The sequence below is a fragment of the Paenibacillus sp. 23TSA30-6 genome (genome assembly GCF_014858585.1).
Lineage (GTDB): Bacteria > Bacillota > Bacilli > Paenibacillales > Paenibacillaceae > Paenibacillus.
The window spans coordinates 13,246-29,043 of sequence record NZ_SLTL01000038.1; the positions used below are offsets into that span (position 1 = coordinate 13,246).

The 15,798-nt window shown below is 37.2% G+C and carries 13 protein-coding genes; 12 read left to right on the plus strand and 1 reads right to left on the minus strand.

Going from position 1 to position 15,798, the window contains the following annotated elements; translation table 11 throughout:
• Nucleotides 1-66 precede the first annotated feature (66 nt).
• Nucleotides 67-2,523, minus strand: a complete 2,457-nt coding sequence (locus E0698_RS23575) for an O-antigen ligase family protein (RefSeq protein WP_192513085.1) — start codon at nucleotides 2,521-2,523, stop codon at nucleotides 67-69.
• Nucleotides 2,524-2,663: 140 nt separating this feature from the next.
• On the opposite strand from E0698_RS23575, the gene E0698_RS23580 reads away from it, so the two are divergent.
• The 12 genes from E0698_RS23580 to E0698_RS23635 all read left to right on the plus strand — a co-directional run bounded on the left by E0698_RS23580 (nucleotide 2,664) and on the right by E0698_RS23635 (nucleotide 15,421).
• Nucleotides 2,664-3,455 (plus strand): ABC transporter permease, encoded by a 792-nt coding sequence (locus tag E0698_RS23580; RefSeq protein WP_337916446.1) that lies wholly within the window; start codon nucleotides 2,664-2,666, stop codon nucleotides 3,453-3,455.
• Between the two features lie 20 nt (nucleotides 3,456-3,475).
• Nucleotides 3,476-4,783: an ABC transporter ATP-binding protein gene (locus tag E0698_RS23585; protein ID WP_192513086.1), complete on the plus strand. Its 1,308-nt coding sequence runs from the start codon at nucleotides 3,476-3,478 to the stop codon at nucleotides 4,781-4,783.
• Nucleotides 4,784-4,787: 4 nt separating this feature from the next.
• The gene (locus E0698_RS23590; protein WP_192513087.1) at nucleotides 4,788-5,711 is read left to right on the plus strand and encodes a class I SAM-dependent methyltransferase; all 924 of its coding nucleotides are present in this window, start codon (nucleotides 4,788-4,790) and stop codon (nucleotides 5,709-5,711) included.
• Nucleotides 5,708-7,219: a hypothetical protein gene (locus E0698_RS23595; RefSeq protein WP_192513088.1), complete on the plus strand. Its 1,512-nt coding sequence runs from the start codon at nucleotides 5,708-5,710 to the stop codon at nucleotides 7,217-7,219. Before E0698_RS23590 ends, E0698_RS23595 begins: the two co-directional genes overlap by 4 nt.
• Nucleotides 7,216-8,391: a glycosyltransferase family 4 protein gene (locus E0698_RS23600; RefSeq protein ID WP_192513089.1), complete on the plus strand. Its 1,176-nt coding sequence runs from the start codon at nucleotides 7,216-7,218 to the stop codon at nucleotides 8,389-8,391. The genes E0698_RS23595 and E0698_RS23600 overlap by 4 nt, the downstream gene beginning before the upstream one ends.
• Nucleotides 8,381-9,589, plus strand: coding sequence for a glycosyltransferase family 2 protein (locus E0698_RS23605; protein WP_192513090.1), 1,209 nt, complete (start codon nucleotides 8,381-8,383; stop codon nucleotides 9,587-9,589). The genes E0698_RS23600 and E0698_RS23605 overlap by 11 nt, the downstream gene beginning before the upstream one ends.
• A gap of 18 nt (nucleotides 9,590-9,607) precedes the next feature.
• Nucleotides 9,608-10,990: a sugar phosphate nucleotidyltransferase gene (locus E0698_RS23610; protein ID WP_192513091.1), complete on the plus strand. Its 1,383-nt coding sequence runs from the start codon at nucleotides 9,608-9,610 to the stop codon at nucleotides 10,988-10,990.
• A gap of 13 nt (nucleotides 10,991-11,003) precedes the next feature.
• Complete coding sequence (locus tag E0698_RS23615) at nucleotides 11,004-11,747, plus strand: sugar phosphate nucleotidyltransferase (protein ID WP_192513092.1); 744 nt, start codon at nucleotides 11,004-11,006, stop codon at nucleotides 11,745-11,747.
• 30 nt (nucleotides 11,748-11,777) lie between these two features.
• Complete coding sequence (gene rfbC / locus E0698_RS23620; RefSeq protein ID WP_192513093.1) at nucleotides 11,778-12,326, plus strand: dTDP-4-dehydrorhamnose 3,5-epimerase; 549 nt, start codon at nucleotides 11,778-11,780, stop codon at nucleotides 12,324-12,326.
• A gap of 114 nt (nucleotides 12,327-12,440) precedes the next feature.
• Nucleotides 12,441-13,460 (plus strand): dTDP-glucose 4,6-dehydratase, encoded by a 1,020-nt coding sequence (gene rfbB / locus E0698_RS23625; protein ID WP_192513094.1) that lies wholly within the window; start codon nucleotides 12,441-12,443, stop codon nucleotides 13,458-13,460.
• Nucleotide 13,461: 1 nt separating this feature from the next.
• Nucleotides 13,462-14,337, plus strand: coding sequence for a dTDP-4-dehydrorhamnose reductase (gene rfbD / locus E0698_RS23630; protein ID WP_192513102.1), 876 nt, complete (start codon nucleotides 13,462-13,464; stop codon nucleotides 14,335-14,337).
• A gap of 97 nt (nucleotides 14,338-14,434) precedes the next feature.
• Nucleotides 14,435-15,421, plus strand: a complete 987-nt coding sequence (locus E0698_RS23635) for a glycosyltransferase family 2 protein (protein WP_192513103.1) — start codon at nucleotides 14,435-14,437, stop codon at nucleotides 15,419-15,421.
• Nucleotides 15,422-15,798 lie beyond the last annotated feature (377 nt).

The window sequence follows — 15,798 nt, forward strand, 5'->3', positions numbered from 1 at the left end:
TCCTCAATATAAAAAAGAGACTGCCAGATGATGTGTTATATCACGGCAGCCTCTTTTTGTGTTGCTCTATTTCTCCGATTTCAACTGAGCGATTTGCTCCTTCTCCTTCGGATCAGCTTTAATCAGCTTATCGTACAATGCTTTGTCATCCTGTCCCTGCTTTTGTATAGCGACGATATAATAGCGAGCCACCTCACGATTCGTAGCATCGCTCAAATCATCCTTCAAGCTGTTTTTGAGGATGTTGGCAGCCTCTGCAGGCTTACCTGACATGAACTCAATTTTGCCAGTACTGAGCGCAATGCTTGGGGTTACTTCAAAAGTACGTGTCAATTGAATTTCAGGTGGAACCGTCTTAATATGAGCTACCCCATCCAGAACCTGCTGGTAAGCAGCAAGACCTGCTTGGAAATATTTCTGCTCCTTGGCCGTGTCCTTCTGCTCACGTGCCTGATCACCAAGAGAATAAGCTTGAGTGATCAACATATTGTACCAGTCATTGTCCCATCTAAAGTTGGAAATGTTATTTTCCAAAATGCTGAGGGCCTGCTCATTCTCACCTTTTATTTGTAAAAGGTTAATTTTGGAGTTATACATGATTTTATTATACGGTTCTGCTTTCAGGCCCGTATTTAGCACCTCTATTGCAGCAGTATAAAATTCCTCTTTTTTCGTTTGCTGATAAACACTCTTGTACAGTGCAGCCAGTCTTATAACCGAATCCGGATGTGTAGGACGAAGTTCAAGATCTTTATTAATAGCACTTTGAATTTCCTCAAATGATGTGCTGACCGCCATGATCTGTTTGGCATATGTGGCAGCATTAGCCGATTGCACGAATCGGAGGCCTGCAAACAGAATGACGATGCTCAAGATACCAATGACTGCACTGTACGTGATCCGAAAACCGGAAGCACTCATGGACAGGCGTTTAAGCGGCTTGCTGTCCATAGCAGCGGCCATACCACCGAGACTCACGAATACCAGTATGCCCATGAACACGTAACTGAGATTAAAGTCCAACAAGCTATGAAGTAGGATCGAGAGTGCCACAATAAGATACAAAAAGTGAGAATCCCGTTCTTCATCATTCTGTCTAATATAGTTACGAATATATTTGTAGAAAATATATATGATAAATGACATGAAAATTACAAAACCGAGAATGCCAACTTCAACCAGGTACTGCATAAAAAAGTTATGGGCCTGACGGCTAGTATAAGGATAATCTTGGTATTTTTCGTATAAAGTTGCCCAACCACCACCGCCGCTTCCAATAACAGGGTGATCTTTAATCGATTTGGCAGCATCCTGATAGAATACAAGCCGCTCCAGTACACTATGCTGCCGGAAATTGATGTTTTCTAACCGGACCTGGACGTTATCAGGCAGTACGCTGCGCAGGCCAGTTCCAATAAACAGAAAAGCCAGCAAGCCAATCACCACAACCGATCCGACAGGCAGCCACAGGTTGGAGAACTTCCGGGAGGTCCACCCTTTGAGGGCATTCTCCAGCTTTGGTGCCAGATAACGTTCAACAAGCCACAGTACGACAGCTACAACAAGGGAGACACCAATAAGTAATCCCCAAGCCTTGGCCGCCTCTCCGCCGTTGTAGGTCTTATTGAGTTGTAATCCCATATTCGTAATCGGAGCCAAGAGAGATATTGACGCTACACCAGCAATGGCACAATGCAAAATCCATATAATCTGGCGTGCAGGTTTAAAGAAAAGCAAGAGCAGCACGAATACGACTGGCAGCATAACCAGACCGCCCCGTGATAAGGTCAGGAATAGCGAGACCAGAATTGGCACCAACATGAAGCCATGAGTAGCTTTGCCATACCATGATTTTGATTTCATCAGACAAAAAACGGCTGCGAATAGGAAAGCCATTAGAAAGGCGGCATATGTATTCGCATATTGAAACACTGATGTCAGCCGGAGCCCATTTGTATCTGTCATGACTGCATTGGTATAACGGTTTTGATAAACATATTGGCTAAGCCAGCCCACCAGCTTGCCAGCAAGTACCCACTGTCCGAACCAGTTGATAAAGCCAAAGCCTACGATGACATAAGCAACAGTCATAATCAGATTGTGAATAATCTTATTGCCTAAGCGATCCTGGAGTAGATAGATTGAGATGATAAACAGGGCGGCATAGATACACTGCACTACTACCATGTTCATTGCGAGATAATGAGAAGCAGCGGAAACCAATGAGAGCACGTAGGTTAGTGGGAGTAACATAACAAGCACCGCCAGCCAGTCTCTTTGATCTTCGAGTTTGAATTTCTTATAATAGGTTACGATTCCTAAAATCAATAGAATCGTGCTGATGATCAAAGCCCAATACAGAGGCTTCTCAAAATCAAGCATTTGCCCATTAAAAAGTGCAGCCTGAAAGGGGGCCCAAGCTAAAAACAGAATAATGCCAACAATTAACACCCAAAACATAGCCGGCCTTTTATCGTCACGGGTCGACGTTTTGGCCTGTTTCCCGTATACTGGATTCGACAAGGTTTACAATCTCCTTTTCTTGTAGATACGTCAATATTTTAGCATACATTATCTTGTTATAACTAGTAACCCAATTTCACACGAAGTAAAATCGACTTATTTTAAATCTTTAATTTAAAAAGGAAAGTTGGCGAGTAGTTGTGGATTCATTTTTATTACGTTTTCTAAAACAACATAAATTCATTTTTGATATGTCCAAAGATGACTTTAAAAAAAAATATGTTGGATCATATCTGGGAATTGCTTGGGCATTTATTCAACCATTAATTAGCTTGCTGATTTTTTGGTTTGTTTTTCAAGTAGGTTTTAAACATACACCTATGAACGATTTTCCCTTTATTCTTTGGTTTTCTGTAGCATTAATACCATGGAATTTTTTCTCTGATGCACTTCAAACAGCTACTAATTCAATAATAGAGAATAGCTTTTTGGTGAAAAAAGTTATTTTTAAGGTTCAGATTCTACCTATTGTTAAGATTTATTCTTCATTGTTTGTGCATTTGTTTTTTTTGGTCTTTTTATTCGTATTGTTTTCTATATACGGATTTCAACCGGACATTTACTATCTACAAATTCCATATTTCTTAATTTGTATGATCGTCTTACTATTAGGTCTTTCGTGGATTACTTCTTCACTAGTTATTTTCTTGAAGGATGTTGGCCAGGTGGTTTCTATGATTCTGCAATTTGGTTTTTGGCTGACTCCAATTTTTTATTCCCTAACGGCTATTCCGGAAAAATATCAATTTTTAATTAAGCTAAACCCTCTTTATTATATCATTGAGGGCTATCGTGGAATATTTTTGTATCATTATTGGTTCTGGGAACGGCCCCAGCAAACACTGTACTTTTGGCTGGTTACTTTTATCCTTCTACTAATTGGTTACTACTTATTTAAAAAATTGCGGCCTCATTTTGCTGATGTCATTTAAAATTTAAGGAGGTTACGGAGATGTCCAGTATCGTGCAAGAATTACTCTCTCCAGACCCAGTTATAAGTGTGAATAATGTTTCTAAAATTTATAAGCTATATGAGAAGAATACAGATCGCTTAGTGGAAGCGGTAATCCCAATGAAGGGTAAAAGGCATAAAGAATTTTATGCTTTGAAAAACCTCTCGCTTACTATTAACAAAGGTGAGTGCATTGGGATATTGGGCAAAAATGGTGCGGGTAAGTCAACATTACTAAAGATGATCACTGGGGTACTGAAACCGAGTGAAGGGGACATTCTGGTTAAAGGTAAAATTGCAGCACTCCTGGAATTGGGCGCGGGTTTCAACCCTGAACTAACCGGTTTGGAGAATATATATTTTAACGGTCGAATTATGGGGTTTTCCAAGGATGAAATGGATTTGCGTCTAGAAGATATTTTAAGCTTTGCTGATATCGATAATTTTATTCACCAACCCGTTAAAACCTATTCTAGCGGAATGTTTGCCAGGTTAGCATTTGCTGTTGCAATAAATGTTGATCCTGATATTTTAATTATCGATGAAGCATTGTCTGTCGGAGATGTTGCCTTCCAGACGAAGTGTTTTAGAAGAATTAATGAATTTATAGATCAGGGCAAAACTATTATATTTGTTACTCATTCAATGGATACGATATTGAAGTATTGCAATAGAGCAGCAGTTATTCATAATGGAGAAAATGTTGCTGAGGGAACCCCAAAAGAAATGGTAGATGTATATAAGAAAATACTGGTTAATCTTTATGATATAAGTGAGGAATTAAAAGTAAATAAGCAAACTAACCTCACTGAAGTTGGCGAATGGAAAAAGAGCTTTTCTGTTAACAAAACATTGCTTGAATATGGAGACAAACTGGCCGAAATCATAGACTTCGGTATTTTTGATCTTGATGGTATCCCATCATCTAAAATTATCAGTGATGAGCCAGTCGTGATCAAAATGAAAGTTAGATTTCATTCACAATTAGAGCAACCTATTTTTGCATTTACAGTTAAAGATTTAAAAGGAAATGAAATTTGTGGAACTAATACAATGTTTGAAAATATATTGACACCAGATATAAAACCAGACGAGGAGATAATTGTGACATTCACGCAAAGTTTTAAACTCCAAAGTGGATATTATACTCTTTCTTTGGGTTGTACTGGCTTTCAGAGCGATGAATTAGTAGTCTATCACCGTTTGTATGATGTACTTTCCTTTGAGGCTTCCATTTTTAAAAATATTGTAGGTTTATATGATTTAGAGTCACAAATTCAGTTGTTTAAAAATGAAAATAGAGGGTAACCCTATGAAAACGAAAATTGGAAATGTGCTAATAAACTATGAATATTATCATGGTGAGGATCTGTATAGTGACGGTGATATAGAAAATGAAATTTTAGAAATGGTAAAAAAAGATTTTGATGTTCATGAAATTCTAAGTAAGAATGATAGATGGCCTATTTTGTATCATTTATCACCATATCGATTTAATTTGCTTGATTGGTACCCTTTTAAAGAAGGGAGTGCTGTATTAGAAATTGGGGCAGGTTGTGGTGGTGTTACCGGGATAATATGCGAAAAGAATGAAAGAGTTGTGGCTGTAGAGCTTTCTAAGAAGAGGGCGGAAATAAATGCCTATCGTAACATGGATAAGAAAAATTTGGAAATTATAGTAGGAAATTTAAATGATATTCAATTCGATGAAAAGTTTGACTATATAACCCTAATAGGAGTTCTTGAGTATGCAGGAAAATTCACGAATACTGCTGAGCCTTATCTAGATTTTCTGAAGAGCATCAAAAAAATGCTAAAACCAGATGGTGTTTTGATTGTTGCCATTGAAAATAAATTGGGTTTAAAATATTGGGCTGGAAGAAAAGAAGATCACACGGGAGTTCAGTTTGAAAGCTTAGAAGGGTATATCTCTGATAAGGGTGTTAAAACCTTTGGCAAGACTGATCTAACCAATTTGCTTGAAACAGCAGGATTTCAGAATTCGCAATTTTATTACCCTATGCCGGATTATAAGCTCCCTACACAAATATTCTCCGACGATTGCTTTCCAAAAGTGGGAGAACTAGAAAAAGTAACTCCAAGTTATGATACTGAGCAAACTGTTTGTTTTGAAGAGTACTTAGTATTTAATAACATTATACAAAATGGTCATTTTGACCTTTTCGCGAATTCATTCTTAGTCTTTAGTGAAAATTATGAGGGGACTGCGAAATGAAAATTGTATACACTAAATACAACCGTAACCGTCTGCCGAGATTTCAACTTAAAACAAGTATATTAACAAATAACTCGGGAACTAATTATGTTCAAAAGGAAGCTCTAACAGTCGACAGTAAAGCTCATATCAAGCAAATCCATGACAATTATCTGTTTATGAGTAAACAATATCCACATATAAACTCTGCCAAGGCTTCTTTAAAGAATGATATTGCTATTACATTTGATTTTGCCCCAGGGAAATCTTTAGACGAGCATATGCTAGACGCAATTTCCAAAAAAAATATCACTGTTTTATTAAGATATATTAGAGATTATATTGATTATTTGAAAACTTTTGATATTACGTACCAAGAAAATTTTAAATCCACGGAATTATTTTTAGATATATTCGGATTTGAACCTGACTTTTCAGATGTAGAGTGTATGGCTGAAGCAAATATTGATTTAACCTTTGATAATATTTTTTTTGACGGATCTATATTTACTGTTATTGATTATGAATGGATATTTCACACATCAATTCCTTTGGATTTTATAATTTATAGGAGTCTGTCTAGACTGTTTTGGAAGTATGGTGAATATTTAAACTCTTTTCTGAAATTGGATGATCTTTTTGAAGAATTTCAAATTGATGAGATTGCCCAATATCAAAAAATGGAGATGGCATTCCAAGAGTATGTGCTTGGGAAAAAGCGTTCCTATAACATTGGTGATCAATATTCGAAAAAAATTGAAACTTTAAATAAGGTTTTAGATGAAAGTAAAAAGAATGAGAGTCAAACAATTAACCAACAACACTTGCTAGGTGAATATGAAGACAAAATCAATTCATTGAATAGTGAAAAAAATTTGCTTTCAATTAAATTAGAAAACAGCAAAATAACATTAAATAATAGAAACATTGAGCTAGATAATTATAAAAGTCAAGAAGCTCATTTAAAAACGGAGTCAGAAAGCATAAAAAAAAAGTTTAGCCAATTACAACTTAAGTATGACACATTAAAAAAACAGCATAACGAAACTAATCTTCAGATTGACCAAAAGATTACTGAATTATTAAATCGAAGCCTTAAAAGAAGAGCGATCTTCAAAAAGACTAAGCATTTAATAGAGGAAAATCAATTTTTAATAAATGAAAAAGATAGGGTTGCTCAGCAAAGCTCTGAAGAGCTAGCTCTAAAGAATCAAGAGTTGGATTTGTTAAATGAACAAGTCGCAATAAAAAACATTCAAATTACTGAGCTCAGTGAACAAAATCACGAATTTAGGTTGCAAATTAATCATTTGAATTTATCGCTTCATCAAATGACAGAGAAATTCAATGAAAATAATCTTGCGTATACTCATTTACAAAAGCATAATCATGAAGTTGTTTTAGAAAATGGAAGATTGTCTGATTCGTTAAAAAATCTTCAACATGATTATCATCAGTTAAAGTATGAATTTATGGAATTGAAAAAACAAATTTTTAATGATGCACGAAGGAAGGAAGAAGATGAATGAGTAAGAAAGTGCTTGTTTTGAACCCCTATTATCCCACTCTAGGAGGAGGGGAGAAGCATATGGCCTATTTTTGTAAATTCATCGAATGCTATTATAACGATGTTGAAATTGATATATTGGTTCATAATTATAACGAAGTTAACATTCATTCGGAGAATTACCCTACCATAAATGAACTAAATAATCGTTTTGGAATTCATTTGGATAGAACTAAAATTTTAAAATTAGATTTGAAGGCACCGGGGTCATTAATAGAACACTATAAAAACAAAAAGGTTATAGAAGAAATTACAAGTAAGTATGACTTGTTTTTAAATTTCATGTTTCTAAGCAAACATATAGGCAGAGCAAAAAGAAACTTATACTCTTGTATGTTTCCACCTCAGAAATTTAGTTTTAATAAATTCCCACATAATTTATTTGCCGATTGGTTGAATTTTCGTTTTAAGAATAGCTACAATTATTTTATAAGTAATTCTAAATTTACAAACCATTGGCTGCAACACTATTGGAGAACTGAAAAGAAAAATGTCACTATATATCCTCCTGTGTTTTTAGAAAATGAAATCAATGAAATTGAGTTTGAAAAAAAAGAAAATATTATTTTATCTGTAGGACGTTTTTTTGTAGGGGCTCATAATAAGAAACAGGATTTCTTAGTTGACTTTTTTATAAAGAATATTCATAAACTCCAAGGATGGGAACTGCACATAGTTGGAGCAGTATCTAATAACCCTGTTGATATAGAGTATGTGGATAAAATAAAAGAGAAAATCCAAGGATATCCCATCTATCTGTACATTAATAGTGATTTGTCTCAAGTAAATAATCTCTATGATCGGGCTAAGCTTTTTTGGCATGCAACGGGATTTAATGAAGAGAGTGATCGTTTCCCTGAGAAAATGGAGCATTTTGGTATAACTACTGTAGAAGCAATGAGCAAAGGTGTTGTTCCGATTGTCATAAATAAAGGGGGACAAACAGAAATTGTTAATCAACAAGAGGATGGGTTTTTATGGAATTCCGAGGAAGAGTTACTGGAATATACTCAGGAGTTAATTAGCAACTCGGAGAAACGAGAGGCTATTGCTCTTAACGCGTCCAAGAGAGCAAAGGATTTTTCAGTAGAAACTTTCTACGAAAAGAATAGGGAGATTTTTGATGTCTTATAACATTTCAATTGTTATTGTTAACTTTAACGGAAAAAGGTATATAAAAAATCTGTTTGATTCTCTTTCTAAAATGGATTCAACTGGTCTTACTTACGAAATAGTCTTTGTTGACAACAATTCTACTGATGGTTCCATTCAGTTTTTAACTGAAAGCTACCGCGATATTTTTCCCAATTTGAAGATTTTAGAAACGAAAGAGAATCTGGGATTTGCTGGTGGTAACAACTATGGAGTTAAACATTCGGAAGGTGAATATGTTGTTTTTCTTAATAATGATACGGCGGTAGAGAAGAACTGGCTTCTCGAGATGTACACATTTTTTAGTAGTCAGAAAAATATTGGTATGGTAGCCTCAAAACTAGTATTTTTTCATGACTTTATCAAAGTTCAAGTTAAAACCCAAGACAAAATTATAATTTCTAGTAATGTACAGATTAATGATGTTAGTCAAAAAGTCGATGTGAAATTCACAAAAAACTTATTGTACATGGATAGTGAATTAACTTGCTTTGGTCATACTATTTTTTACTTACCACTAATTCATGGAGTGTCAGAATATAGTATTGATTTACAAGTAATAAAAGAACACGATCAAACTACTGATTTTATAATTATAGGTGAGAATAGCTATTCTCTTCACGAAAAAATTGTTTTAGACGAAGATTTCATCAGTAATAATAAAGTAACATTGATTCAAAATGCAGGTTCTGGAGTCGATGAAGGTTTTAATGGTTTTGATCAGGGTTTTTGTGAAGAAGACCAGGGACAATACGATAAAGCCAGAGAAATTGATTCCTGCTGTGGAGCGGCAATGATGATAAGACGTGATTTATTTGTTGAAATAGGCGGGTTTGACAGTAAGTTTTTTATGTACTATGAAGATACTGATTTATCATATAGAGTAAAGAAACAAGGCTTGCAATTATTATTTTGTCCAACAGCACTAGTTAGACATGTACATACAGGGAGTAGCCAAGAATGGTCGCCATTTTTTGTATTCCATGTCTATCGCAATAAGCTACTGTTTATATCTAAAAATTTTAAGTTTAAAACATTTGCTAAACAATTTATTTTGTATGTTGCTCATGTGATTAAAGAGGTCTTTTTTACAAAACAAAAAACAAGCCTAAAAAAGGCGAAGCTGAAGGCATTATTTGCTGTTATAAAAATATATCCTTCCTATTGGCTAAAGAAATAAAAAAAATGAGGTAATAAAATGAAATTGATTTTGCTTTCAGGGGGCTCCGGCACTAGATTGTGGCCACTTTCGAATGATTCGCGTTCAAAGCAATTCTTGAAAATCTTAAAGGATGAACACGGGAATGATGAGTCTATGGTGCAACGTGTTTGGAGACAGATTAGAAATATGTCTTTAGATTCGTCCACATTTATTACGACTAGCAAATCTCAAGTTGAGATGATACAGTCTCAACTCAATGATTGCCCGCCTTTAATTATAGAACCGGAACGAAAAGATACATTTCCAGCTATAGCTCTTTCTGCTTCATATTTATTATCTCAAACAAACGAGAGTCCTGATGAAGTTGTTGTTGTTCTGCCTGTAGATTTATATGTAGAAGATGATTTCTTTCGGCAAATTTTTCAATTGGAAAAGATAATGGATGAAGAAGAACTAAATATTGCTCTGTTGGGTGTTAAACCACTTGTTCCTACTGAGAAATATGGTTATATTCTTCCCAAGGTTAATTCTAAAAACGTTTCTTCATTACAGGAAGTTGATTGTTTTATAGAAAAACCACCTGTTGAAAGAGCTAAGGAGCTAATCGACCAATCGGCTTTATGGAATTGTGGGATATTTGCTTTTAAACTCAAGTATTTAGTAGGAATTATGGAAGACAGAGGTCTTCCAGTTCAATTTGATGAAATGCTTGAGAAATATAATAACCTTCGAAAAATTAGTTTTGACTTTGAAGTTTTGGAAAAAGAAGAAGTACTTCATGTCCTCCCTTATGAAGGAAAATGGAAAGATTTAGGCACGTGGGATTCTCTGGTTGAAGAGATGGATTCTAAACAATTGGGTAAGGGCATCGTTTCGGATTGTCAACAAGTCAATCTGATTAATGAGTTAGACATACCTGTTGTGGTTTTGGGATTGAGCGATGTTGTTGTGGTAGCTAGTCCTGATGGTATATTGGTTTCAGATGTAGCAATAACGCCACAGTTGAAGAACTCTATTAAGAATCTGAATAATCGTCCAATGTATGAAGAAAGAAGATGGGGATGGTTTAGAATCCTCGATTATAATATTAATAATGAAGATGGAGATGAAGTGCTTACAAAGAAAATTTGCATAAAAAAAGGACAAAATTTGAGCTATCAGATGCATACTAAACGTACGGAGATTTGGAATATTATCAGTGGTATTGGTGAGTTAGTTATTGATAATTGCTTAAGTTCATTAAAAACAGGCGATAGTGTCAAAATTAGTCCGGGGCAAAAACACAGTGTATTTGCAAAGAGTGACTTGGAAATTATAGAAATACAAAAGGGTCCGGAGCTTATTGAGGAAGATGTTATAAGATTTTGTTCCTTTTGGGACGAAATTAAAGGGGAAGTTGTTAATAGTATGCGGCTATGAAGGGAGAATTGGCATGAAAGGAATAATTCTAGCAGGTGGTACAGGCTCACGTCTCTACCCCTTAACCAAGGTAACGAATAAACACTTATTACCTGTTGGTAAATACCCAATGATTTTTCATTCGGTAAATAAACTCAAACAAGCAGACGTTCTTGATATTCTAATTGTTACTGGTAAGGAACACATGGGGGATGTTGTTAATCTTCTTGGTAGTGGTCGTGAAATGGGCGTGACGTTCACTTATAAAGTACAAGATGAAGCTGGTGGAATCGCACAAGCTCTTGACTTGGCTGAACAATTTGTGGGCGATGATCAAATGGTTGTAATTTTAGGAGACAATGTATTTGAAGATGATATTGCGCCTTTTGTGGACAATTTCCGTAACCAAACCACTGGGGCCAAGATATTGCTTCAACAAGTCCAAGACCCTCATCGTTTTGGCGTGGCTAAGCTGGAAGGAGAACGAATTGTTTCTATTGAAGAAAAACCTAAAAATCCTAAAAGTAATTTTGCCGTAACGGGTATTTATATGTTTGATCATAATGTATTTGAAATTGTAAAAACGCTCAAGCCTTCCACGCGTGGAGAACTAGAAATTACTGATGTTAACAATGCATATATTGCTAATGGGACTTTGGCATACGATGTCCTTCAAGGCTGGTGGACTGATGCTGGAACCCATCCATCTCTTGCACGTGCTAATGAACTAGCTAAAGATATCGTCTTTGGCGACGAATTTGGGAAATTAAAGCTATAATAATTATAATTGAAGGGAGGATACATATTCATGAAAGTAATTCCTCTGAAACTAAAAGGAGCCAAAATCATTGAACCCGTGGTTCATGGTGATCACCGTGGTTTCTTTATGGAAAGTTACAATGAGCAGATCATGAAAGACAATGGTATTAATCATGCTTTTATTCAGGATAATCAGTCCTTATCTGTAGAAACTGGTGTGATTCGTGGTTTGCATTACCAGCTTAACCCAAAAGCGCAGACAAAACTTATTCGTGTGATTTCGGGAGCCATCTACGATCTTATTTTAGATATTCGTAAAAGTTCTCCAACATTCGGTCAATGGGTTGGGGTGATTTTAAGCGAGCATAATAGACGTCAGTTACTGGTTCCTAAAGGTTTTGCTCATGGATTCTGTACGCTTGTTCCCAATACCCAGGTGTTGTATAAGGTAGACGAATATTATTCACCTGAAAATGATCGTGGAATTCTGTGGAATGATCCTGCACTAGGGGTTGACTGGCCGACTTCTCATGCTATTCTTTCAGAGAAGGATCAGAAGCTTCCGGTACTGGCTGATGCAGACATTAATTTTGATTAGAGGATTTAACCTCAGCTATATACACAGTTGAACTAATAAAAAAACCATTTTTGTTTCTTATTAGTTCAATAAAGCATATCTTATATGTATTAGAGCATGATTTAGGAGGACTGTATGAAACTTCTTGTCACCGGCGGGGCCGGATTTATTGGCAGCAACTTTGTATTATACATGTTAAAGCAACACCCAGATTACGAAATTGTGAATGTGGATGCACTCACGTATGCAGGCAATCTGGAGAATTTGGAATCCATCGAAAATCACCCTAAACATAGCTTTGTCAAAGCGGATATTACCGACACACAAACGATTGACAAGCTGATGCAGCAGGGAATTGATGTAGTGGTGAACTTTGCGGCTGAATCGCATGTAGATCGGAGCATTTTGGAACCCGAAGTGTTTGTAAAAACAAACGTATTGGGTACGCAGGTGCTACTGGACGCTGCAAAAAAGTACAAAATAACCAAGTTTGTACAGGTATCAACAGACGAGGTGTATGGCACTCTGGGTGAAACAGGCTTGTTTACGGAGGAAACTCCACTCCAGCCCAATAGCCCATACTCTGCGTCCAAGGCAGGCGGCGATTTGTTGGTTCGTGCATATCACGAGACCTTTGGTCTACCAGTGAATATCACACGTTGTTCCAACAACTATGGCCCATACCAGTTTCCGGAAAAGCTGATTCCACTGATGATCTCGCGTGCGTTGAGCGATCAGCAGCTACCAGTATATGGGGATGGTTTGAACATCCGTGATTGGTTGTATGTAGAGGATCATTGCAGTGCAATTGATCTGGTTATTCATCAAGGGAAACTTGGTGAGGTATACAATATCGGTGGAAATAATGAGCGGACGAATGTGCATATCGTCAAAACGGTATTGGAGGAGCTGGGCAAGCCAGAATCTCTAATTGCGTATGTACAGGATCGTCCGGGCCATGACCGTCGGTATGGTATTGACCCGACCAAAACCATGAATGAGCTGGGCTGGAAGCCAAAACACTCTTTTGAAACGGGTATTAAAGAAACAATTCGTTGGTACTTGGACAATAAAGAATGGTGGACTCGCATTCAGTCTGGTGAATATCAACAATATTATGCTAAGCAGTATGGTGCCCGCCTGGGGGATGCGTAAGATGAAGGTACTGGTTACTGGAGCATCCGGTCAGCTTGGTAAAGACGTAGTAAAGGTTTTTCAGGAGCAAGGACATGATGTCCTTGGATACGATCGGGAACAGCTAGATATAACGAATTTGGAGCAAGCTGTGAAGATCGTAGGACAATATCAACCTGATGCTGTCATCCACTGTGCAGCGTATACGGCAGTGGATGCAGCGGAGTCCGATGTAGATGGGGCTTATCAGGTAAATGCGGCAGGAACACGTAATATTGCACTGGCCGCAGAAAAAGCAGGAGCCAAGCTAGTTTATATCAGCACGGATTACGTGTTCGATGGAACAGCGGAGCAACCATACCATGAGTATGATAATACAAATCCGCAGAGCATCTACGGAAAGTCCAAACGAGCGGGAGAGATATTGACTCAGACACTTTCCTCCAGGTACTTTATTGTTCGTACGTCTTGGGTGTATGGACTGCACGGGAATAATTTCGTTAAAACCATGTTGAAGCTTGGGCAGGAAAAGCCGCAGCTTCAGGTTGTGAACGATCAGAAAGGCTCACCTACCTATACGGTGGATTTGGCTCGCTTTTTGGCGGAATTGGTTCAAACCGAGAAGTATGGCGTATATCATGCGTCCAATAGCGGTTCTTGTACCTGGTATGAGTTTACACAAGCGATTTTTCAGGATGTGGCAGAACTATTAGGTGCTAGAATTACAGCGAAACTGGACCCATGTAGTACGGAACAATTCCCCAGACCCGCAGCACGCCCGCGTAATTCGGTTATGGAGCATATTGCGATCCGAACGAATGGGTTGAATGATTTGCGCGATTGGCGTGAAGGGCTGCAGGATTTTCTGAAAGAGTTTGTGGAAAATTCAAGTAAGTAGAGGTAGACTATATATTTACAGTGATCTCCCATCATGTTATGATTGGGAGATTTTATGATGTGGAGACATATGTCGGTCAAGCCCAATGAGTAATATAATGTATAAGACAGTTCATCATATATGGAGCTATAAGGAGGGTATCATTCTGAAAAGGCCCAATGTGCAAATTTTGTTATCTACATATAATGGAGCAGCTTATTTAGATGAGCAAGTAGAAAGCCTGATCAATCAGAAAGACGTAAATATTCAGATTCTAGTTCGTGATGATGGCTCAACAGATGACACGGTTACCAAGTTGAATGCGCTGAAGCAGCGTTATCCTCAACAGATTATTTTATCCCCCGAGAGCAATGTGGGGGTTATTGCGAGCTTTTTTGATCTGATACAAAAAGCTTCCGAGAATTTCGAATTTTACGCCTTTTGCGATCAGGATGATGTGTGGATGCCGAATAAGCTCAGTCAGGCTATAGCTTTACTAAAGGCAAAGGATGGGGGCCAACCGCTGATGTATTGTTCTGCTACGCAAATGGTCTCTCAAACTTTGGAACCTCTCAAGGTATGGCCAGCAGATCTAGCCAGACCTTTATCCTTTTATAACGCTCTCATTGAAAATGTATGTGTAGGCTGTACCATGGTGATTAATAAAGAAACACTTCAGCTCGTGAAAAAGAGAATGCCAGCTTCTTTGAAAAACATTATTATGCATGACTGGTGGATTTATTTATGCGTATCCTCTTTTGGAGAGGTTGTTTTCGACCCTAAACCTTCTATTCTATATCGACAGCATCAAAATAATGTGCTTGGTGGCTCGACGGATGGTTGGGTGAGCACATGGAAGAAAAGGTGGAGTAGGTTTGTCAAAGGTAAAAACCGTTACATTTTAAGTAAGCAAGCTCGGCAGTTTATTCAATTATATAGACAAGAATTGCCTCGCCAGTTATATACAGATCTCGACTGCTTTCTGCAGAATTATCAGAGCGGCTTGTTTACTCGTGTGCAATATATTTTCCGAACGCCTTTTTATAGACAGTCGCTGCTGGACAACCTCATATATAAATTAGTTTTTATATTGGGTAAATTATAAAGTCGCTACTCTCCGAAAATATTATTCTGTACTTAATTCCCTTTGTCCCTTCTGATAATGAACAAAGGGAATTCTCAAGTATTGGTGGACGGATCGACCAGCAGATATAGAGTTAGAGACAATTTACGGCGAAAGTAGTGATTACTTCGATCCTGGACGGTGGAAATTTACTGATAAAAATATCCAAGTAAGGCGATGAATGGTATTCCTTGGTTCTCGCATCTAGAAAGGAGAAAATCGCAGAAAGAGTTACAGAAGTTAGCCTACCATAAACCTTTGCGATTGTTATACCTATGCTTAAATACTTGGATTCTGTGTTGCGTGTGCGCATATTCCGTCCCTACTTTTCCTGAGAAATTTTTTTCAGTGGTTTGTTG